The following is an 18191-nucleotide window of genomic DNA, read 5'->3' as shown; positions in this document are numbered from 1 at the left end:
TATCGACAAAGTGGGATGATGCTGGCGTTTCGGTTGTTCGGTGCGGTGCAGGTCTCCGACGCCTCCGGCGAGCCGTACGATCTGGGCACGCGCAAGCAGCGGGCGCTCGTGGCGATGCTGGCGCTGGAGCCGGGTCGCGTAGTCTCGCTCGACCGGCTGATCGACGAGCTCTGGACCGGCGAGCCACCGGCCGGGGCCACGCGCACGCTGCAGGCGTACATCGCGCACCTGCGCAGGATCCTGGAGCCCGGCCGGGCGGCGCGCACCCCGCCGAGGGTGCTTCTCACCCGCGAGCCCGGCTACCTGCTCGCCGTCGCTCCCGGCCAGGTGGACCTCGGGCGCTTCGTCTCGTACGCCGAGGAAGGGCGGCTGGCCCTGGCGCGCGGCGAGCACCAGGAGGCGATCTCGGCCCTCGACCACGCCATGGCCCTGTGGACGGGCGATCCGCTCGGGGAGTTCGCCGGCCAGGAGTTCGCGCGGCCCACCGTGGCGCGGCTGGCCGAGGTACGGACCGCGGCGCTGGAGGACCGCTTCGACGCGCGGCTCGCACTCGGCGAGGCGGCCTCGCTCGTCCCCGGCCTGCACGACCTCGTCGAAGCGCACCCCTACCGCGAGCGCGGATGGGCGCTGCTGGCGCTCGCCCTCTACCGCTCCGGACGCCAGGCCGACGCGCTGGCGGCGCTGCGCCGTGTGCGGGACCGGCTGTCGGAGGATCTCGGCCTCGATCCGGGACCCGAACTGCGCGCCCTGGAACAGGCCGTGCTCGGCCAGACGGCGGAGCTGCGCCCGGCCACACCTGCCCCTGAACCACCCGCCCCGCCCACCCCCGCGCCCGCCACTACCACGCTGATCGGCAGGTCGGACCAGCTCGCGGTGCTGGAACACCGGTTCGCCGAGACCCGCGCGGGCCGGGGCGGCGTCGTCCTGGTCACGGGCGAGGCGGGCATCGGCAAGTCCAGGCTCGCCCAGGTCGCGGCCGAGCTGGCGCAGGCGCGGGGCTTCCGCGTCGCCTGGGGGCGCTGCGCGGAGGGTACGGCTCCCGCCTTCTGGCCCTGGACGCAGATCATCCGGCAGAGCGGCCACGCGGGCGAGCCGCTGTCGGGTGAGGCCCTCGAACCGACCCTGTACGGCCGGTTCGAACAGGCCGTCGCGGCCCTCACCGAGGACCCCTGGCCGCTCCTGGTGATCCTGGACGACCTGCACTGGGCCGACGCCTCCTCGCTGAGGCTGCTCGCCTACGCGGCCGGCCCCTTCTCGCGGCTCCCGGTCCTGGCGGTCGTCACCGTCCGTCCCGAGCCCGGTGACCACCCCCAAGAGCTGGGCGACACACTCGCCGCGCTGGCCCGCCAGCACGGGGCGGACCGGCTGGAGCTGACCTCGTTCACCCTGGAGGAAGTCGCAGCCTACCTGCGCGCCAGGAACCTTGACGAGGAACCGGGCACGCTGCTGGAGCGCACCGGCGGCAACCCGTTCTACCTCGGCGAGGTGCTGCGGCTGCGGCAGAGCGAGCGCCGCGACCCCACCGCCGTGCCCAGGGGCGCGGGCGACGTGATCGACCGCCGGGTCGCCCGCCTGCCGGAGGAGACCCGCGAGCTCCTGCGCGCCGGGGCGGTCGTGGGGCGCGAACTCGAGGTCGAGACGCTCGTGGCCGTCACCTCCAGATCGGCGGAGGAGGTCATGCTCGCCCTGGAACCCGCTGTGGCGACGGGACTGCTGACCGAGCCCGCCGACGGACCCGACTACCGCTTCGGCCACGCTCTGGTCCGCCAGGCTCTGTACGGCAAGCTGTCCCGGGTCGAGCGAGCCCGCCTGCACCTGCGCGTCGGGCGGGCGCTGGAGCCGTACACCGCCGACGCCGAAGCCGCCACGCTGGCCCACCACTTCGCCCAGGCCGCCAAGGTCGGCGGCGCCGCCGACGCTGTACGGCACGCCGCCCGCGCGGCGGAGCACGCGGCGCGCCAGCTCGCCCACACCGAGGCCGTGCAGTTCTGGCAGCTCGCCCTGACCCACCTGCCGCCCGGCGACCAGGCCACCCGCGCCCGGCTGCTGATCGGCCAGGCGCACGCCAGGCGCGCCAACGGCGATGCCGAGGCCGCGGAGCGGGACCTGCTCGAAGCCATCGAGCTGGCCGACCGGCTCGGCGACCGCACCGCCATGATCGACGCGCTGAGCTTCTTCGGCACGCCCGCGCTCTGGTACTGGCGGCCCTACGGCCAGGTCGACGAGCGGATCGTGGCAGCCCTCGAAGGTCTGCTCGACGGGCCACTCCCGGACGACGACCGGGCCCGGCTGCTCGGCACGCTCGGCGTCGAGCTGCACTACGGCCCGAGGCAGGCCGAAGGCGAACGCCTCACCGCGCAGGCGATCGACCTGGCCGGCCGGACCGGCGACCGCATGCTGCAGGCGCGGACGTTGAGCAACTACCTGCTCGCCGCCTTCGTGCCCGGCCGTACCCACGAGCGCCGGGCCGTCGCCGAACGGATGGCGGCGCTGCCGGGACTGTCGCCGAGCACCGAACTGGTCGCCCGCGTCACCCGCCTGGCCTGCCTGTTGCGTACGGCGGAGCTGGACGAGTGGGACCGCGAGCTGGCCCGCTGCGAACGCCTCCTCGACCGCGACCGGCGGCCGGACCTGAAGGCGATGGTGCGCATCGCGCAGACCGGCCGCCACATGCTGGACGGCGACTGGGACCAGGTGGAACGGCTCGCGACCGGGCACGCGTCGCCGCGGTACGGCTCCAGCCTGTGGGGCGCGCCGTACCGGCGGCTGGCGACCGCCTACTCCCGCGCCCGCGCCCACGGTGAGAGCGGCACGGTGCTGGACGACCTCCTGGCCGCGGCCGAGGAGCGCCACCTGGAGCCCGTCCGGCCCCTCGCGATCCTCGCCGCCGCCGAATCCGGGCGGACCGATCTCGCCCACGACCTGATCGCCCGGTGGGGCACCCGGATCAGGCAGGACTGGACCGCCGACTTCCTCACCCCCGTCTGGGGTCTCGTCGCCGCCCGCCTCGGCACCCCTTCGCCGCACGACCTGTACGAGACGCTCCTGCCCTCCGCCGACCTGCTCGTCGTGCTCGGGATCGGCAGCGCGTGCTGGGGCTCCACCCATCAGGTCCTCGCCGAGCTGGCCGACCGCATGGGGCGGACGGAGACGGCCCGCGAGCACGCACGCGCCGCCCGCCGTCACAGGGTGCCGGGGAAGCCCGGGAGCACGAGCTGGAAGAAGCCCTGGGCGGTGTAGGTGGCGAGCTTCCTGGCCTTGCCGGTCTCGACGTTCACCGCGTACGCCGTGAAAGGGACGTAGGGCGGGTCGAAGCTCTGTGCGGGGGCGGCGTCGTCCCGCTCGCGGCAGGCCAGGGGCGTGGCCAGGGCGGTGATCTCGTGAGGGCCGGTCCAGCCGCGCAGGCGAACCCGGTTGGCCGTCATGGACAGGCCCCGCACGGGGACCCGCCGGAGCGCCTTGCCGGTCTTCCGGTCCAGATGCACCAGGTCGGGGCCGCTTCGCAGGCATCCGGTGATGCCCGCTTCCACGCTCTCCACCGCGACGACGCGGTTCCCGTCGGGTCCGAGCGCGCCGACCAGGTAGTCCCCGGCGACGTCGACGGTCGTCGTGTTGCCCGCCGTGGACGTCCGCCAGAGCCGGGTGATGGTCCGCAGCCGGGTTCTGGGCGCGTACTCCGCCAGGGTGATCGTGTCACCGTCCGGGGACAGGCCGATCGGGTTCCAGCCGTTGGGCAGCGGCCGGGACATGCGTTCGCGCAGGTCGAAGAGCATGGCCGGGTCCTTGAGCGGCGGCCTCTTGGTGAAGGCGAGGAAACGGCCGTCGTCCGACAGCAGGAGGTGCGCGATGCTGCCGAGCCAGGCCGTGGGCACCCTCGTCGGCGCCGTGGTCACCGCGCCGGAGGCGAGGTCGCGCACCGCGAAGGTGCTGGCCGCGGTGTCGTAGTACGCGATCTTGCGACCGTCGCGGCTGATCGCCAGCGGGCTCGTCCGAAGGGGTGCCCGGGCCCCGGCCAGGGCCCGCGCCACCCGGTACGTGGTGCCGTCACGGGTGACCACCCGCCAGCCGCCGTGCACGCATCCCGCCGGCGCCTTGCCGCCCGGCTTCCGGCAGAACGTCATGTAGGCGTGGCTCAGCGGCCCCACCCCGCGCGCCGGCAGGTCGGTCGCCGTCCCGGGCGCGACAGCGGGGGCCGGCCGTACGGCCTGCGTCCGTACGACGGCCGTCACGCCGAGCGCGACGGCGACCACCGCGGCCGCCGCGACGATCGAGGTCGTCCTGCGCCGCCGCCGGTTGCGGAGCCCGATCGTGCGCTCGGTCAGGTCGACCCGGGGGGCGCTGTCGGCCACGTCGTTCAGCATGTCTCGCAGCCCCGTCATCGGTGTGCTCCCTTCAGGTCTTCCAGCTCGGCGAACCGCGGCGCCAGTTCGGGCGCGAGCGCCCGTAACCGGGCGAGCGCGTGATGGGCGTGGCTCTTGACCGTGCCGATCGAGCAGTTCAGCAGCTTGGCGGTCTCGTGCTCGGTGAGATCCTCGTAGTAGCGCAGCACGGTGGAGTACGGCCGGTCCGGCGGCTCGGCGCTCGGCAGCTCGGTCACCCTGGCCAGCCGCCGGCGCCACGAGATGTACTGGTTGACCAGGGCCTTGCGGGCGTACGCCTGCGGGCTGGCGAGGCCCGCCAGCCTGGGCCATCGGCCGAGCACCTTGACCAGCACGCTCTGCAGCAGGTCCTCGGCCAGGTGGGCGTCCCCCGTGAGCAGGTACGCCGTCCGCATCAGCGACTGCCGCATGCCTGCGGCGGTGTATTGGCCCGCCCACCACGAAAGCGTGCCCTTCCATGGCACTCGCGCCGTGGACATCGACAGGGGCACGCCCAGCTCGACGCCGACGGGTGCCGGCCCCTACGCCCCACCCTCGACTGAGGTCAGGACCCGCCCGGCCTGCGGCAGTCCTGCTTCATGGTTTCAAGGGCGGGATCGTCTCGATGATCTCTTCGACGGCTTTGGCACGCAGCTGCGCGCCGGAAATGCCAGGATGTCTCCGGCTTACGGAGTCCTCCAACACCTTGGCCAGCCCCGGGCGGGCCTCCAGCCAGATCAGGGCCATCCCCACCATCTTGGGCCGGAAGTCATCGGGCTCGATCCCCGCAGGATTCACCACCAGGACGGCCTTGTCGAACGCCCATATCGCCTCTTGGGGCTTCATCTCCATCGCGCGGATCACCGCCAAGTGCAGCAGCGCCCGCCAGTGCCTGTAGATGCAGGCCTGTTCGATCTCCATGACCGCGAGGCTCTCCGAACCAGGAGTGGCGAGGCGCCTCTCAGCCTCCTGGTAGTGCTTCTCCCCGTTGGCGACGTTGGGGAGGCAGACGTCCAGGAGGCGGCGTGCCGCCTGGACCCGCACTTCCCACCGCCGTCGCCTCACGGCCGGGTCGACTTCGTTGTCGGCCGGCTTGGCTTCGGAGTCACCGGACACCAGCATGACAAACAGCAGCACAACCCCGAGGAGCCCCAACACACCAAGCACCTCGTGCACATCCGCGCCCACCTCATTCACAGTAGAGGCAGGACCATTCCGTGTGAACCTGATCTCGTAGCGGCAAGCAGGCATAAGCCGCCGGCGTTGGCCCGGGGAAGCGATGGGCAGCCCCACATGTGGTCCGGACGCCGCTCGCCCTCGGGCCGTTCCGTCCCCAGCGGGACACCGCCGCCAACGCCCTGAAGTGACCTGCGGGCAGATCGTCCGGTCGAAGGACTACGCGGCAGGTGACCGCGACCACCGCGACCAGCCGTCATCCGTCCACTGTGGTGAACCGCAGGTGTGCCGCCCGCGCCCGGCTGTCTCCCAGGTGTTCGAGGGCGGCGAGCCAGCTCGCCGCGCCCGGTCCGTCGCGGGCGGTGCGCAGACCGGTCACCTCCGCCAGGGCCGGTACGGGCTCCGGTCCGGTCAGTGACCGCATGACGGCTCTGCGGACCGGGCCGTGGTTGGCCAGGACGCCGCCCGCCAGCACGACCGGTCCGGCGCGGTGTACCCGGCGGGCCGTGGCCACCAGGCGTCGTGCGGCCTCGTGGACGATCGCGCGGGCGTCGGGGTCGCCCAGGTCGGCCGCCTGCCCGACCAGTGGGGCGCTGGCGGCCAGCGCCATCCGGTCCGCCTGCGCCGCTCGGACGATGTGGTCGGCCTGTCGCCGGGGCGGGCCGGAGGCGCCGAACCGCTGTGAGACCAGCTCGACGAGGGGGCCGTGCGGTGATCCGGCGTCCAGGGCGCGGACCGTGGCCCGTACCCCGGCCCGGCCGATCCAGAAGCCGCCGCCCTCGTCCCCGAGCAGCCACCCGAGCCCGTCGGCCACGCCGTCGATCTCCCGCTGGGCGAACCGGGCCGCGGCGGCCCCCGTTCCCGCGAGCAGCAGTGTGCCGGCCGGCGCGGGTGTGCCCGCGGCGTAGGCGACCGTGAGGTCGCTGACCAGGCTGGGCCGGTGGGTCAGACCGTGCTCGGCCCAGATCCGGTCGAGCACGGGAGCGAAGCCTTCGTCGGCGCCGGCGACCCCGGCCACGGACGCGGTCACCTCGGCGACGGGGAGAGCGTGGATCGCCTGGCGCAGGGCCGCCGCGATCGCCGCGCCTGCCGCGCCGGGCCCGTGGGCGGCCGGGTTGCCCCCGCCGGCCGTGCCGTGCCCGACTCTGTCGCCGGACGCGGTGTGCACGGCGACGCGGGTGGAGGTGCCGCCCGCGTCGACGCCTGCGAAGAGCATCAGGGTTCCCGCCGCAGCAGCCGGGCGGCGCCGGGGTCGAGGGTGAAGGTGGCGGGGCACGGGTCGTAGGACCCGGTGGCGGGGTCGAAGGCGCCGGCCCGGGCGGCGAGCGTGACGGTGGTGGCGGTGTCGTGGCGGGCGTTGCACACGAACAGGTGCCGCTCGCCGTAGCTGCCGGCGACGATCTCGCCCGAGGCGACGAGACCGTCCTGGAGGGGGTGTGCGCCGTCGGGGAGCGGGCCCGTGTGCCCGGCCGAGATCCACGGCTGACGGGCCAGCTCCTCCCCCACCGGTCGCAGCCAGCGGGTGTTCAGCTCGCGGATCGCGGCGTAGCGCTCGGTGGGCCGCCCGTCGTCGACCAGGGCCGGCCGGAAGCCTTCGCCTCGCGAGGGGTCGGGCGTCCAGTAGGTGAAGTACTGGATGCCGGTGTAGCCGTAGGCCAGCGCGGTGTTGACCTGCCAGGCGATCTCGGCGGCCGTGGGCGTGCGGTGCCCGTCGTAGGCGAGTGTCTGGACGTACATCCAGGCCGGCACCTCGGCCTTGGCGGCGTGGGCGCGGATCGTGGCCAGATCGGCGAAGTAGCCGGGGTCGTCGCCGGAGGAGAGGAAGGGGTAGCGGTCGAAGGAGAGCAGGGCGGGCCGGACGGCCGACACGAAGCCGCTCACGTATTCGTCGTACGGGCCGGTGGCGTGGCTCGGGAAGAGGTTGACGTACGGCAGGAAGCCGCGCGACCGCACGGCCGACACGCCGATCGCCAGGCGTCCGAACCGGTCAGGCAGCGGCTCGTCCATCAGGCTGATGCCGCGGAACGAGCGGTGGTCCCGGTAGTCGTCGATCACCCGCCCGATCAGCGCCCTGGTCTGCTCGTCGCCGGGGTCGAGGTCGCGCATGAGCACCTCGATCCTCGGGTCGGAGGCGACCAGCACGCCGAGCCCCGCCTCGTCGGCGCAGTTCAGGGCGTGCCGGATGGAGATCGCGTCGTTGAGGTAGTTGCCGGTGATGACCAGGTCGACGCCCGCGTCGGCGATCTGCCGGTAGCGCGCCACGGTGGTCTCGTGCGGGGGCGGCGGCCAGAAGGCCGCGATCGTCAGCGTCACAGCGCACCGATCCTGATGCGCCCGGCGTAGCGGGCCTGAAGGGCGTCGTTGTGCGCGTCGGCGCCGGGGATGTTGGCCGACAGGTAGGTGGGCGGGACCATCCCCGCCGCGCTCAGCAGGCCGATCGCCTCGGCGACCACCAGCTGCACGGCCAGCGCCGAGGTGATCGAGGAGATGCCGCACACCGGGCCGTGCTCGGTCTGCAGGACCGCGTCGCCGTACGGTGCGAGGTTGTCGATCACGACGTCGGCCAGCTCGAACAGCCTCTCGCCCGACGGGTGGCGTGAGGTGATCGCGCTCGTGTGCGCCATCGACGTGATCGCGACGAGCGGCAGCGCGCGCTCCTTGACCAGCTTCGCCATCTCCACGGTGGAGCCGTTGCCGCCGGAGTTGGAGGCGATCACGAAGACGTCCCGGGGGTCGATCGTGTGCAGGGCCAGCACCTGGTGGGCGGTGTCCGGGTCGCGCTCGGCCAGCGGATCGAAGTCGCCGGGCCTGGCCGAGCCGAGCACCACGGGGTCGCGCAGGGTGAGCCGGTTGGCCGGGATCAGCCCGCCCGCGCGCCCGGCCAGCTCCAGCGCGGCGGCCTCGGAATGGCCGGTGCCGTAGGCGTGGACCACCCCGCCTGCCCGCACCGCGCCGGCGATCAGCGCGCCCGCCTGCCTGATGGCCGGCAACTGAGTCGCCACAAGTTCGTCGACGCGTTCGCGCGTCTCGTCGGCGAAAGCTGTCACAAGGTCCACAGGGTGCTCCTCAACGGTTCATGCCGGCGGTGAGGCCGGCGACGATCTGGCGGGTGGCGAGGACGAAGAGCACGACGAGGGGGACCGTCGTCATCACCAGCCCGGCGAACAGCGTCCCCCAGTCGTTCTGGAACTCGCCGAAGAAGTGGGTGAGCCCGACGGGCAGCGTCAGCTTGCTCTCGTCGCGCATCAGGACGAGCGGGTAGAAGAAGTCATTCCACAGGGGTACGAACTGGAAGACGATCACGGTCGCGATGGCGGGCCGCACCAGGGGCAGCATCACGTGCCAGAACGTCGCCAGGGGCCCGGCCCCGTCCAGCGAGGCGGCCTCGTCGAGCTCGCCGGGAAGCTGCCGGAAGAACGCGGTCAGCACGAACACGTTGAACGGGACCGATCCGGCCGCGTAGACGAGGATCAGGCCGAGCAGTGAGTCGATCAGCCCCATGCTCTCCAGCAGGTAGAACAGGGGCAGCACGCCGAGGTGCGCGGGCAGGGTCATGCCGGAGATGAAGTAGGCGGTGAACAGCCCGCGCCCGGTGAAGCGCTTGCGGCCGAGCGGATAGGCGGCCAGCAGCGACACGGCGGCGCCGAGCAGCACCGCCGTCACCACGACGACCAGCGAGTTGATGACGTAGGTGGAGAAGGACGCCTCGGTCCACGCCTTGACGTAGTTGCCGAACTCCGGCCCGGCGGGCAGCCCGATCGGGTCGTCGAAGATGTCGCTGGTCGGCCGGAAGGAGCTCAGCAGCATCACGACCAGGGGCGCCATGGAGAAGACGGCGTAACCCCACAGCAGCAGCTTGATCCACAGGGTTTTCACGCCTTCCTCCTCAGTACGCGTTCGAGCAGGAGGGTCGAGCCGAAGATGAAGGTGAACATGAGGACAGCCAGCGCGGAGGAGGTGCCCATGGCGTTGACGTCGCCCGAGGCGAACGCCGCCCGGTAGAACAGCAGGCCCAGCACGTCGGTGGCGCCCGCGGGCGCGCCGTTGGAGCCGCCGAGCGCGTACACCAGGGCGAAGGTGTTCATGCTGCCGATGAAGCTCAGGATCGTGATGGTGCCCATCGCGGGGCGCAGCAGCGGCAGCGTGATGCGCCAGAAGACCTGCCACGCGTTGGCCCCGTCGGTCGTGGCCGCCTCGGCGTACTCCTGCGGGATGCCGCCGAGGGCGGCGCTGAACAGCAGCATGGGGAAGCCGACCCACTGCCAGGTGGTGATCGCGATGACGGTCGGCAGGGCGGTGGCGGGATCGCCCAGCCAGGGCATCGCCAGCCCGTCCAGCCCGGCGCCGCGCAGCAGCGCGTTGACCGGCCCGAACGTCGGGCTCAGCAGCAGGGTCCAGAGGTAGCCGATGACGAGCGGGTTGACCAGGTACGGCAGGGCGAACATCGTCTGCAGGACGCGCTTGCCCCGCCGTGCCCGCGACAGCGCGAGGGCCAGGGCCAGCCCGAGCGTGTTCTGCACGAGCATGGTCCCGGCGAACAGCAGGAAGTTGTGGCCGAGCGCGGGCAGGAGCTGGTCGAGGAACGAGCCGGTGAGCAGGTGCACGTAGTTGGCGAACCCGGCGAAGGTGTCGCGCAGCGTGCCCTTCCAGGTGAAGACGCTGTAGCTCAGGCCGGTGAGCAGCGGATAGATGACGAAGAGCGTGTACAGCAGGAAGGCGGGGATCAGGAACAGGTGCGACGATCCCCGCCGGGTGGTGCTCACAGCCATGTGGCCACGCTCTGGTCGAGCCGCCCGGCCGCTTCCTCGGCGGTGATGCGGCCCAGCAGCATCTCCTGCAGCGCCTTGGAGAAGACGGCCTGCGAGGAGGGGTTGCCGTACGCGAACTCGTTCATGAAGTACGTGGCGCCCTGCTTGTCGAAGGTCGTGGACACCTCCTTGAGCAGCGGGTCGGTGGGCGCGACGCCCGGCACGGCGGAGAAGACCCGCAACGTGTCGGTGTAGAGCTGGCCGTACTCCTTGGAGGCGAGCCAGGAGGCGAACTTCAGCGCCTCCGCCTTGTGCTTGGTCTTGGCGCTGATGCCGTACGAGCCGTCGGTGAAGCCGGGCATCAGGCCGGGTCCGCCGCCGGGCGCGGGCGGGGTGAAGACGCCCAGGTCGATCCCCTTGGCGTTCTCGGTGAAGAAGTTCAGCTCCCACAGGCCGCCGGGGAACATGGCCGCCTTGCCGGACGAGAAGAGGATCTGCGCGTCGGTGTAGGAGACGCCCGTCATCTGGTCGGGGAAGTAGGGCCGGAGCTTGTTGAGCTGGTCGATGCCCGCGACGAACGCGGGGTCGGTGAACTTCTTCTTCTTGGCCCGGACGTCGTCGAGGAAGGCGTCGCCGCCCCAGTTGGCGGTGCCGAAGATGCCGGCCACGATGGGCAGCATCCAGTCGTCCTTGCCGCCGAACGCGAACGGGACGATGTCCTCGGCCTTCAGCTTCTCGGCGGCCGCGATCATGTCGGCCCAGGTCTGCGGCGGGGTGAGGCCGTTGTCCGCGAAGATCTTCTTGTTGTAGATCACTTGTAGGGTCTGTACGGCGAACGGGACCCCGTAGACCTTGCCGTCCTTGTCGCCCTTGGCTGAGCGCAGCACGTCCTCGTCGTAGTCCTTGAGGCCGGGGACGTCGGCGGTCTCCAGCGGCAGCAGCCGGCCCGCCTCGACGAGCGGCTGCAGGTTGGGGCCGGCCCGCAGCCAGGCCAGGTCGGGGCCGCTGTCGCCGGCCAGGCCCGTGGCGAGGATCGTGTCGTACTCGGTGGCGGTGGTGAAGGACCGGGCGTCGACGTCGACGCCCGGGTTGAGCTTCTCGTACGCGGCGAACATCTTGTCGAAGTTTTCCTCGGGCCCCCAGCCCCAGACGGACAGGGTGACCTTGTCCTGGGACTGGGGGGTGGTCGAGGGCGAGCTGGGGGCGCAGGCGGCGACCGACAGCAGGACGGCGGCGGCGAGGGGGGCCAGACGCATGAAGGCTCCTGGTCAGCGTTGGGGCAGGCGGTGCTTGGCCACCGCCTCCGTGGCGGCGGTCAGCAACTGGTCACTGGTCTCGTGGGTGCGCTGGACCACGCCGATGTACAGGCAGTCCAGGACGAGCATCTGGGAGTGGCGGGCGGCCACTCCTCCGGCGCGGAAGGGGGTGTCGCGCGCCGCGGTGGTCAGGACGACGTCGGCGACCTCCCCCAGCGGGCTGCGGGGGAAGTTGGTGACGGCGATGGTGGTGGCGCCGCGCTCCTTGGCGATGGTCAGCGGCTCGACGACCTCGGCCGTGGTGCCGGAGTGGGAGATGCCGACTGCCACGTCGCGATGGTCTCGCGCGTTGGCGCTGCAGACGGCGTTGTGCACGTCGGTCCACAACGCGCACGGCCGGCCGATGGCGTGCAGCCTGAGGTGCAGGTCCATGGCGACGCCGGCGCTGCCCGCGACCGCGAAGAAGTCGATGAACCTGGCCCGCACGAGAGCGGAGACCGCCCGGTCCACGGCGGTGACGTCCAGGTGCGCCGCGGTCTCCTCCATGGCGCGCACGTCGCTGGCCAGCAGGCTGCGCAGCACCACGCTCGCCGGGTCGTCGGGAGAGAAGGCGATGAGCGCCGTATCGCGCGGATTGGCGTTCGTCCTGCCCTGTTCGGCCGCGAGCGCCAGCCGGAGCTCGGGGTAGCCGGCCAGCCCCAGCTCGCGGCAGAACCGGGTGATGGTGGTCAGCGAGGTGGCGCAGCGTTCGGCCAGCTCGGTGATGGTGGACGCGGCCACGGCGGCGGGCTCGGCGAGGATCATCTCGGCGATGCGCCGGTGGGCGGCGGTCAGCGTGGGCTCGACGCCACGGATGCGGGTGAGGATGGAGGAATAGTTCTCTGCCGGCTCGGCCATGGGAGAAATTTGCTCCATCCACGTTCTGTATGTCAATAGTTCACCAGACTGAGCTGGGTCGGGACAGATGGTCGTGTGAATAATTCCCCTGACCTACACCCGTCTACGGGAGTCTTTACTTTTTCGTGGACGCGTGGCTACGCTCGCCCCGCGACAGACACCCCCGAAGGGACGCACATGCGTAACCTGCTCACCACGCTGCTGCTGGGCGGAACAGCCCTGCTGCCCGTCCAGACCGCCACCGCCGCCACGACCGACACGGTGGACATCCAGCTCCTCGGGATCAACGACTTCCACTCGGCGCTGCCGTCCAGCGTCGCCATGACGCCGGACGGCCCGGTCGAGGCCGGCGGAGCCGAATACCTGGCGGCGCACCTGGACCGCCTCCAGCGCGACAACCCGACCGGCACGCTGCGGCTCGCAGTAGGCGACAACATCATCAACAGCCCCGCCTCCGCCGTCATGCACGACGAGCCGGGCATCGAGGCGCTGTCCCTCATGCGCCTGGACGCCTCCAGCGTCGGCAACCACGAGTTCGACCGCGGGCTGACCGAGCTGCGCAGGCTGGAGAACGGCGGCTGCCACCCGACCGGCTGCGTGCTGGGCCGCTTCGCCGGCGCCTCCTTCCCCTACCTGGGGGCGAACATCGTCGACACCACGACCGGGAAACCCGCCTTCGACCCCTACCTCGTCAAGACGGTGAAGGGTGTCAAGGTCGGCGTCATCGCCGTGACCCACAAGAGGTCCCTGTTCGAGGCCCCCTCGCCCACCGCGCCCTTGGAGGGCCGAGACGAGGCCGAGACCGTGAACACCTATGTCGGCGAGCTCAAGGCCAAGGGCGTGCGCACCATCGTCGTCCTGCTCCACCAGGGCGGAGGCCAGACCGGCGGCGGCCTGCCCAACGCGTGCGGCAACCTCGCAGGCCCGGTCAAGGACATCGTGGCGAAGTTCGACCCCGAGGTCGACGCCGTGTTCTCCGGCCACACGCACAACCCGTACAACTGCGTGATCAACGGGATTCCCGTCACCCAGACGTCCGGCTTCGGCCGCGAGGTCACCCGGATCAAGCTCACCGTCGACCGCGCCACCGGCAACCCGGTCGCGGCGAAGGCCGACAACATCACCACCACCCACGGCATCCGGCCCGACGCGCGGATCGCCGCGCTGCGCCGCCGGGCCGACGAGCAGGCCCACCGGCTGATGGACCGGCCCATCGGCATGATCCACCGTGACCTCACCGCGAGCCGCAACGCCGCCGGGGAGTCCACGATCGGGCACGCCCTCGCCGACGCCCGTCTCGCCGCCACCTCGTCCCCGGAGACCGGCGGCGCCCAGATCGCCGTCCAGCCCCCGTACGGCGGCGGCATCGGCGGCGACCTGTACGCCTCGGCCATGGGCAACGACGTGGCCAACCTGGTCACTCACGGGGAGGCGATCCGCGTCCAGCAGTTCGGCAACATGCTCGTGACGATGACTCTGACCGGTGCGCAGGTCGAGCGATTCCTGGAGCAGCAGTGGTGCGGCCAGGGCACGCCCCGCGTCCTCGGCGTCTCCCAGGGGCTCACCTTCGCCTACGACAACGCCAGGCCCGCCTGCGACAAGATCGACCCGGCGACCATCAAGCTCAACGGCACGACGATCAGCCCTGCCGAGAAGTACCGGGTGACCGCGAACTCCTTCATCGCCGAGGGCGGCGACGGGTTCAGCGTGCTCACCGAGGGCACCGACCGGGTCGAGAAGGTACGCGACATCGAGGCGCTGGAGGCCCACATCCGCGCGAACAGCCCGCTCCAGCCCCCGGCGCTGGGCCGCATCACCCGCCTCAACTGACGGACAGCCCGGCCGCCCGGAAGCGTCAGCTCGACGGCTGGGGCACGACGGCGGCCGGGATTGGCCCGCTGAGCGAGGCCCGCGGTACAGCACGTCAGCGTACGCAGGGGTCTACTTGGACTCGACGCGTCCGATCGGGGTGGTGCTGCCGTCGAGCGCTGCGGTGGCCCGCGTCCAGGCCGGATCATCGGGGTAGAGCTCGCTCCGCACTTAGGCCCAGATGAGCGCGCGTACGGCGGCAACCCGGTCGGGGTTCTCGTCGGTGGTCTCGACCGCGTCGAAGGTGGAGATGCCGCCGAGCCCGTGCTCGGCGTCGAAGATCTCCAGCCGGGTCTTCGGCCTGGGCGCCGCGACGTAGGGGTCGCTGCGCCAGTCCTGCCGGTCGGAGAAGAAGGGGTTCCAGTCCTTCTCGCCGACGACGATGAGCGCCTTGGGCGTCATGCCGTCGAAGCCGGTGCTGGTGAGTGCGGTGTAGAGCTGCGCCGCGGGACCGTTCAGGTCTTCGCCGCAGCCGGGAGCGGTGATCATGACGCGGGCGCTGAAGCGGTCGTCGACGGCTCCGACCGTCGACCCGTCGCTGGTGTCGGCGATGGTCTGTCCCGAGACCAGGCCGACGGTGTGGCCTCCGGCCGAGTGACCGACAGCGGCGATGCGGCCCGGGTCCAGGCGCCCAGCGAGTCCCGGAACGGCGCGTTCGATCTCGCCGAGGTGGTCCACGACCTGGCGAAGATCGTCGGCGCGCGACTTCAGGTACAGCGGCGCATCCGGATCGCCGGCCTCCCGCAGGCCGAGGAACGTGGCGTCGAGGTGCGTGGGCTGGATCACGACGAAGCCGTGCGCGGCCCAGAAGTTGACGAGCGGACCGTATCCGTAGAAGGAGGGGACGAAGGTCGACGGGCCGTGTCCATGCGAGAAGACGATGACCGGCAGGTCACTGCCGACGGCCGGAGCCGTCACGCGAACCGCCAGCGGAACGGGGCGCCCTGGGACATCGATCAGGACGGGGTGGTACGAGGAGACGGGCTCGGGGTCCGGCACCGGGATGCCGGCAGCGTATGTCGTCGGGTCTTTCGCAGAGTCGTTGAGTGCCATGGAGTGCTCCTTGAGGATCGTTCCCGTTGCCTGGGTGGAGGGCCCGGCGAGCCCTTCGCCTTCCGTCGCGGTGCAGCCGGAGCCGGGTGGCTGCCGGATTTCCGAGGAGTGGGTCACGCTTCCAGCATGGGTGGGATCGGGCGAACGATGAATGATTGACGGTGCGGATTTCCTTCGCGATAGTTCGGGGCGTGATAGTCGATCAGTTGTCGGAGGTGTTCGATCTCCTTGAGGTGCGCGGCCAGGTCTCCGGCGCGTTCGCGGTGGGGGGACGGTGGGTCACGCGGTCGGTGATCACGAGCCCGCTGAAGTTGACGGTGATGGTGCACGGCCGGTGCCGGCTGTCGGCCGACGGGTTGGATAGCCCGATCGAGATGGAGGCCGGTGACGTCGCAGTCCTGACCGGCCGCTCCTGGATGCGTGCCGAGGGCGGCACCGGTGACGGTCCGCCGGTCGAGTTCGTACCTGAGCCGGGTGATTACGCCCTGCGCGTCGGCGGTGCGGACTTCGCCGCCGACGACGTCATCCTCGGCGGTCACGTCGAGCTGAACCAGGCCGGCACGGCGCTGCTGACGCAGGCGCTGCCGCCGGTGGCGCTCGTTCGCTCCTGCCACACCGCCGCGCCCGCCCTGCGGGCGTGCGTCGACCGGCTGATCGAGGAGGTGACGGCCGGGCGGATGGGCGCGGCCTTCGCCGTACGCCAGCACGCCCAGCTGCTGATCTTGGAGGTGCTCCGGGCGTACCTGAACCAGGCCGAACTGCCGCCGGGGTGGCTGCGGGCGCTGACCGACGACGGCCTGCGCCCCGCGCTGACCCTCATGCACCGCGAACCCGGCCGGCCCTGGGGGCTGGAGGAACTGGCCCGTGCGGCGGCGATGTCGCGGACGTCGTTCGCCGTGCGCTTCCGCTCCGTTGCCGGTGTCCCGCCACTGACCTACCTCAGCTCCTGGCGGATGCTGCTGGCCCAGCGGGCGCTGCGCGACGGCGACGTCCGGATCGGGGAACTGGCCGCGCAGCTGGGCTACACCTCCGAGAGCGCCTTCAGCACCGCCTTCAAGCGAGAGGTGGGCGAGGCGCCCCTGCGCTATCGACAGCGGCACCGGCGAACGCGTGGGCGGCGGGCCGGCAGCTGATGCCGTGACCAGAAGGGTTCACGGGCGAACGTCTCCGGTCACGGCACCGGCCTCCAGCCCTTCGGCTGCGTAATGCTCAAGACACACTGCTCTCCGGCAGGCGCACGACGTGTGGCGCGTGACCTCACCCCTGAGTCAGGAGAAGCAATCCAGCCCGGTGAGTTCACCGGAGAGGGTCCATAGCCGAGATGCGGAATCGGGATCGGTCGCCCACGGCTTGACGCCGCCGACGAGCATGTCCTCGGTGGTCGCGGGCTCGGCAATGTCGCAGTCCTGGCAGTACGCGCCGCCGTACGCGTCGAGCAGGGGCGAGGTGGCCGCCCACACGGCCGTCGCCGCACCCTGCGCCGGGGTCTTGAAGCCGTCGGCCTGGCGGCCGTCCGAGGTGATCCAGCCCTGGGCGACCTGCTGCTCGCGGGGGATACGCCGTTGCAGCGGAGTAAGAATGCTACCCGGGTGCACCGCCAAGGCACGCATGCCACTGGCTGCGCCGAGGGCGTCGAGATGGACGGCGAACAAGGCGTTGGCCGTCTTGGACTGCCCGTAGGCAAGCCAGTGGTCGTAGCCGCGGCGGAAGTGCGGGTCGTCCCAGCGGATGTCCGACAAGAAGTGCCCGGACGAGGCGACGGACACCACTCGCGCCCCGGTAGGGGCCAGGGCCGGACGCAGGCGGTTGACCAGGGCGTAGTGCCCGAGGTGGTTGATGGCGAAATGCGCTTCCCAACCCGGACCGATGGGCGTGTTCGGGTAGGCCATGACACCCGCGTTGGCGATGACGATGTCGAGGCGCTGGCCGGTCTCCAGGAGCCGGTCACTGAACGTCCGGATGCTGCCGGGGTCCGCCAGGTCGAGTTCCCCCACCTCCGTTCGCGGAATGCCGCACAGCGCCTGTGCCGCCACGGCAGGGCGGCGAGCGGGCACGATGACACGCGCCCCGGCCCGGGCCAGCGCGCGCGTGGCCTCCAGCCCAAGACCCGAGTAGCCGCCGGTGATCAGGACGTTCTTGCCGGACAGGTCGATGCCGGCCAGGACGTCGTCCGCCGTGCTGCGTGCGTTGTATCCCGAGCCGATTTTGTGTTGCGTGATTGTCATGTGCTCGACGGTAAAATCTAGAGTGCAATCTAGGTCAAGCTATGGCGGTGCGGCATGAGCAGGAACGCGGACGGCCTATCCATCGGAGACGTCGCCAAGGCGACCGGCCTGGGCGTGCACGCCTTGCGGTTCTTCGAACGTGAGGAACTCTTCATCCGTCCGATTCCGCGCACGGCCGGAGGACAGCGCGTCTACGAACCGGCGGACGTGGAGTGGCTCCTGTTGTGCAACCGGCTACGAGAATCCGGCATGCCCATCGCCACCCTGAAGAGGTTCGCTCGGCTCGTCCGATCTGGTCCGGGCAACGAGGCGGAGCGGCTCGCGCTCCTGGAGGAGCACGAAAGAACCGTCCGGGACAAGATCGCCGATCTGACTGCCAGCCTAGAGATCATCCATGACAAAGTCGTCATCTATCGCAAGCACGTCGAGGAGGGAACCGCGACCGGACTCTGGTCACCGATGCCCTCCGCGTAGCTGTGGCCAAGACTGCCTCCCGCACCACTGTCCGCACCTGCTAGTGAGCTGGTTTTGAGATTCGGTCGCAGTAGCGGCAGATGCGATCGAGGATCTGGTCAGCGGTCTTGGTCCACCTGAACGGCTTGGCATCCT

The 18191-nt window shown here is 71.3% G+C and carries 16 protein-coding genes; 4 read left to right on the top strand and 12 right to left on the bottom strand.

Annotated features, from left to right (window positions below; translation table 11 throughout):
• The first annotated feature begins 18 nt into the window (after positions 1-18).
• Positions 19-3240 carry a BTAD domain-containing putative transcriptional regulator gene (locus AB0J53_RS19400; RefSeq protein WP_364173861.1) on the top strand — a complete coding sequence of 1074 codons (3222 nt, stop codon included), beginning with the start codon at positions 19-21 and terminating at the stop codon, positions 3238-3240.
• Here the strand turns inward: AB0J53_RS19400 and AB0J53_RS19395 are convergent.
• The 10 genes from AB0J53_RS19395 to AB0J53_RS19350 all read right to left on the bottom strand — a co-directional run bounded on the left by AB0J53_RS19395 (position 3183) and on the right by AB0J53_RS19350 (position 12435).
• Positions 3183-4379 (bottom strand): hypothetical protein, encoded by a 1197-nt coding sequence (locus AB0J53_RS19395; protein ID WP_364173858.1) that lies wholly within the window; start codon positions 4377-4379, stop codon positions 3183-3185. The genes AB0J53_RS19400 and AB0J53_RS19395 overlap by 58 nt on opposite strands.
• On the bottom strand, positions 4376-4789 hold the full coding sequence (locus tag AB0J53_RS19390) for a sigma factor-like helix-turn-helix DNA-binding protein (protein WP_364173856.1): 414 nt from the start codon (positions 4787-4789) through the stop codon (positions 4376-4378). The genes AB0J53_RS19395 and AB0J53_RS19390 overlap by 4 nt, the downstream gene beginning before the upstream one ends.
• A gap of 166 nt (positions 4790-4955) precedes the next feature.
• Complete coding sequence (locus AB0J53_RS19385; RefSeq protein ID WP_364173853.1) at positions 4956-5546, bottom strand: hypothetical protein; 591 nt, start codon at positions 5544-5546, stop codon at positions 4956-4958.
• Positions 5547-5790: 244 nt separating this feature from the next.
• Positions 5791-6750 carry a BadF/BadG/BcrA/BcrD ATPase family protein gene (locus tag AB0J53_RS19380; protein ID WP_364173850.1) on the bottom strand — a complete coding sequence of 320 codons (960 nt, stop codon included), beginning with the start codon at positions 6748-6750 and terminating at the stop codon, positions 5791-5793.
• Positions 6750-7847 (bottom strand): hypothetical protein, encoded by a 1098-nt coding sequence (locus AB0J53_RS19375; RefSeq protein WP_364173847.1) that lies wholly within the window; start codon positions 7845-7847, stop codon positions 6750-6752. The genes AB0J53_RS19380 and AB0J53_RS19375 overlap by 1 nt, the downstream gene beginning before the upstream one ends.
• Positions 7844-8590, bottom strand: coding sequence for an SIS domain-containing protein (locus AB0J53_RS19370; protein ID WP_364173844.1), 747 nt, complete (start codon positions 8588-8590; stop codon positions 7844-7846). Before AB0J53_RS19370 ends, AB0J53_RS19375 begins: the two co-directional genes overlap by 4 nt.
• 10 nt (positions 8591-8600) lie before the next feature.
• Positions 8601-9410, bottom strand: coding sequence for a carbohydrate ABC transporter permease (locus tag AB0J53_RS19365; protein WP_364173841.1), 810 nt, complete (start codon positions 9408-9410; stop codon positions 8601-8603).
• Complete coding sequence (locus tag AB0J53_RS19360; RefSeq protein ID WP_219503038.1) at positions 9407-10303, bottom strand: sugar ABC transporter permease; 897 nt, start codon at positions 10301-10303, stop codon at positions 9407-9409. Before AB0J53_RS19360 ends, AB0J53_RS19365 begins: the two co-directional genes overlap by 4 nt.
• A complete protein-coding gene (locus AB0J53_RS19355) occupies positions 10294-11538 on the bottom strand; it encodes an extracellular solute-binding protein (protein ID WP_364173837.1) in 1245 nt (414 codons plus the stop codon). Before AB0J53_RS19355 ends, AB0J53_RS19360 begins: the two co-directional genes overlap by 10 nt.
• A gap of 12 nt (positions 11539-11550) precedes the next feature.
• Complete coding sequence (locus AB0J53_RS19350; RefSeq protein ID WP_219503054.1) at positions 11551-12435, bottom strand: MurR/RpiR family transcriptional regulator; 885 nt, start codon at positions 12433-12435, stop codon at positions 11551-11553.
• Between the two features lie 177 nt (positions 12436-12612).
• On the opposite strand from AB0J53_RS19350, the gene AB0J53_RS19345 reads away from it, so the two are divergent.
• Complete coding sequence (locus AB0J53_RS19345; RefSeq protein ID WP_364173833.1) at positions 12613-14265, top strand: bifunctional metallophosphatase/5'-nucleotidase; 1653 nt, start codon at positions 12613-12615, stop codon at positions 14263-14265.
• Positions 14266-14475: 210 nt separating this feature from the next.
• On the opposite strand, the gene AB0J53_RS19340 is transcribed toward AB0J53_RS19345, so the two are convergent.
• Entirely contained in the window at positions 14476-15474 is a 999-nt protein-coding gene (locus AB0J53_RS19340) for a chlorophyllase (RefSeq protein ID WP_364173830.1), read from the bottom strand.
• A 74-nt stretch (positions 15475-15548) separates the two neighbouring features.
• Between AB0J53_RS19340 and AB0J53_RS19335 the strand changes: the two genes are divergently transcribed.
• On the top strand, positions 15549-16490 hold the full coding sequence (locus tag AB0J53_RS19335; RefSeq protein WP_364173827.1) for an AraC family transcriptional regulator: 942 nt from the start codon (positions 15549-15551) through the stop codon (positions 16488-16490).
• A gap of 135 nt (positions 16491-16625) precedes the next feature.
• Here the strand turns inward: AB0J53_RS19335 and AB0J53_RS19330 are convergent, their stop codons facing one another.
• Positions 16626-17582, bottom strand: coding sequence for an SDR family NAD(P)-dependent oxidoreductase (locus tag AB0J53_RS19330; protein WP_364173824.1), 957 nt, complete (start codon positions 17580-17582; stop codon positions 16626-16628).
• A gap of 54 nt (positions 17583-17636) precedes the next feature.
• Here AB0J53_RS19330 and AB0J53_RS19325 point away from each other — a divergent pair, with 54 nt between their 5' ends.
• A complete protein-coding gene (locus AB0J53_RS19325; protein ID WP_362961253.1) occupies positions 17637-18056 on the top strand; it encodes a MerR family transcriptional regulator in 420 nt (139 codons plus the stop codon).
• Positions 18057-18191: the final 135 nt, after the last annotated feature.

Origin of the sequence: Nonomuraea sp. NPDC049725, assembly GCF_040674795.1 — a bacterium.
Taxonomy (GTDB): Bacteria; Actinomycetota; Actinomycetes; order Streptosporangiales; family Streptosporangiaceae; genus Nonomuraea; species Nonomuraea ceibae.
Note: the sequence above shows the minus strand (reverse complement) of the source record. Positions and strands in the feature narration are given on the sequence as shown.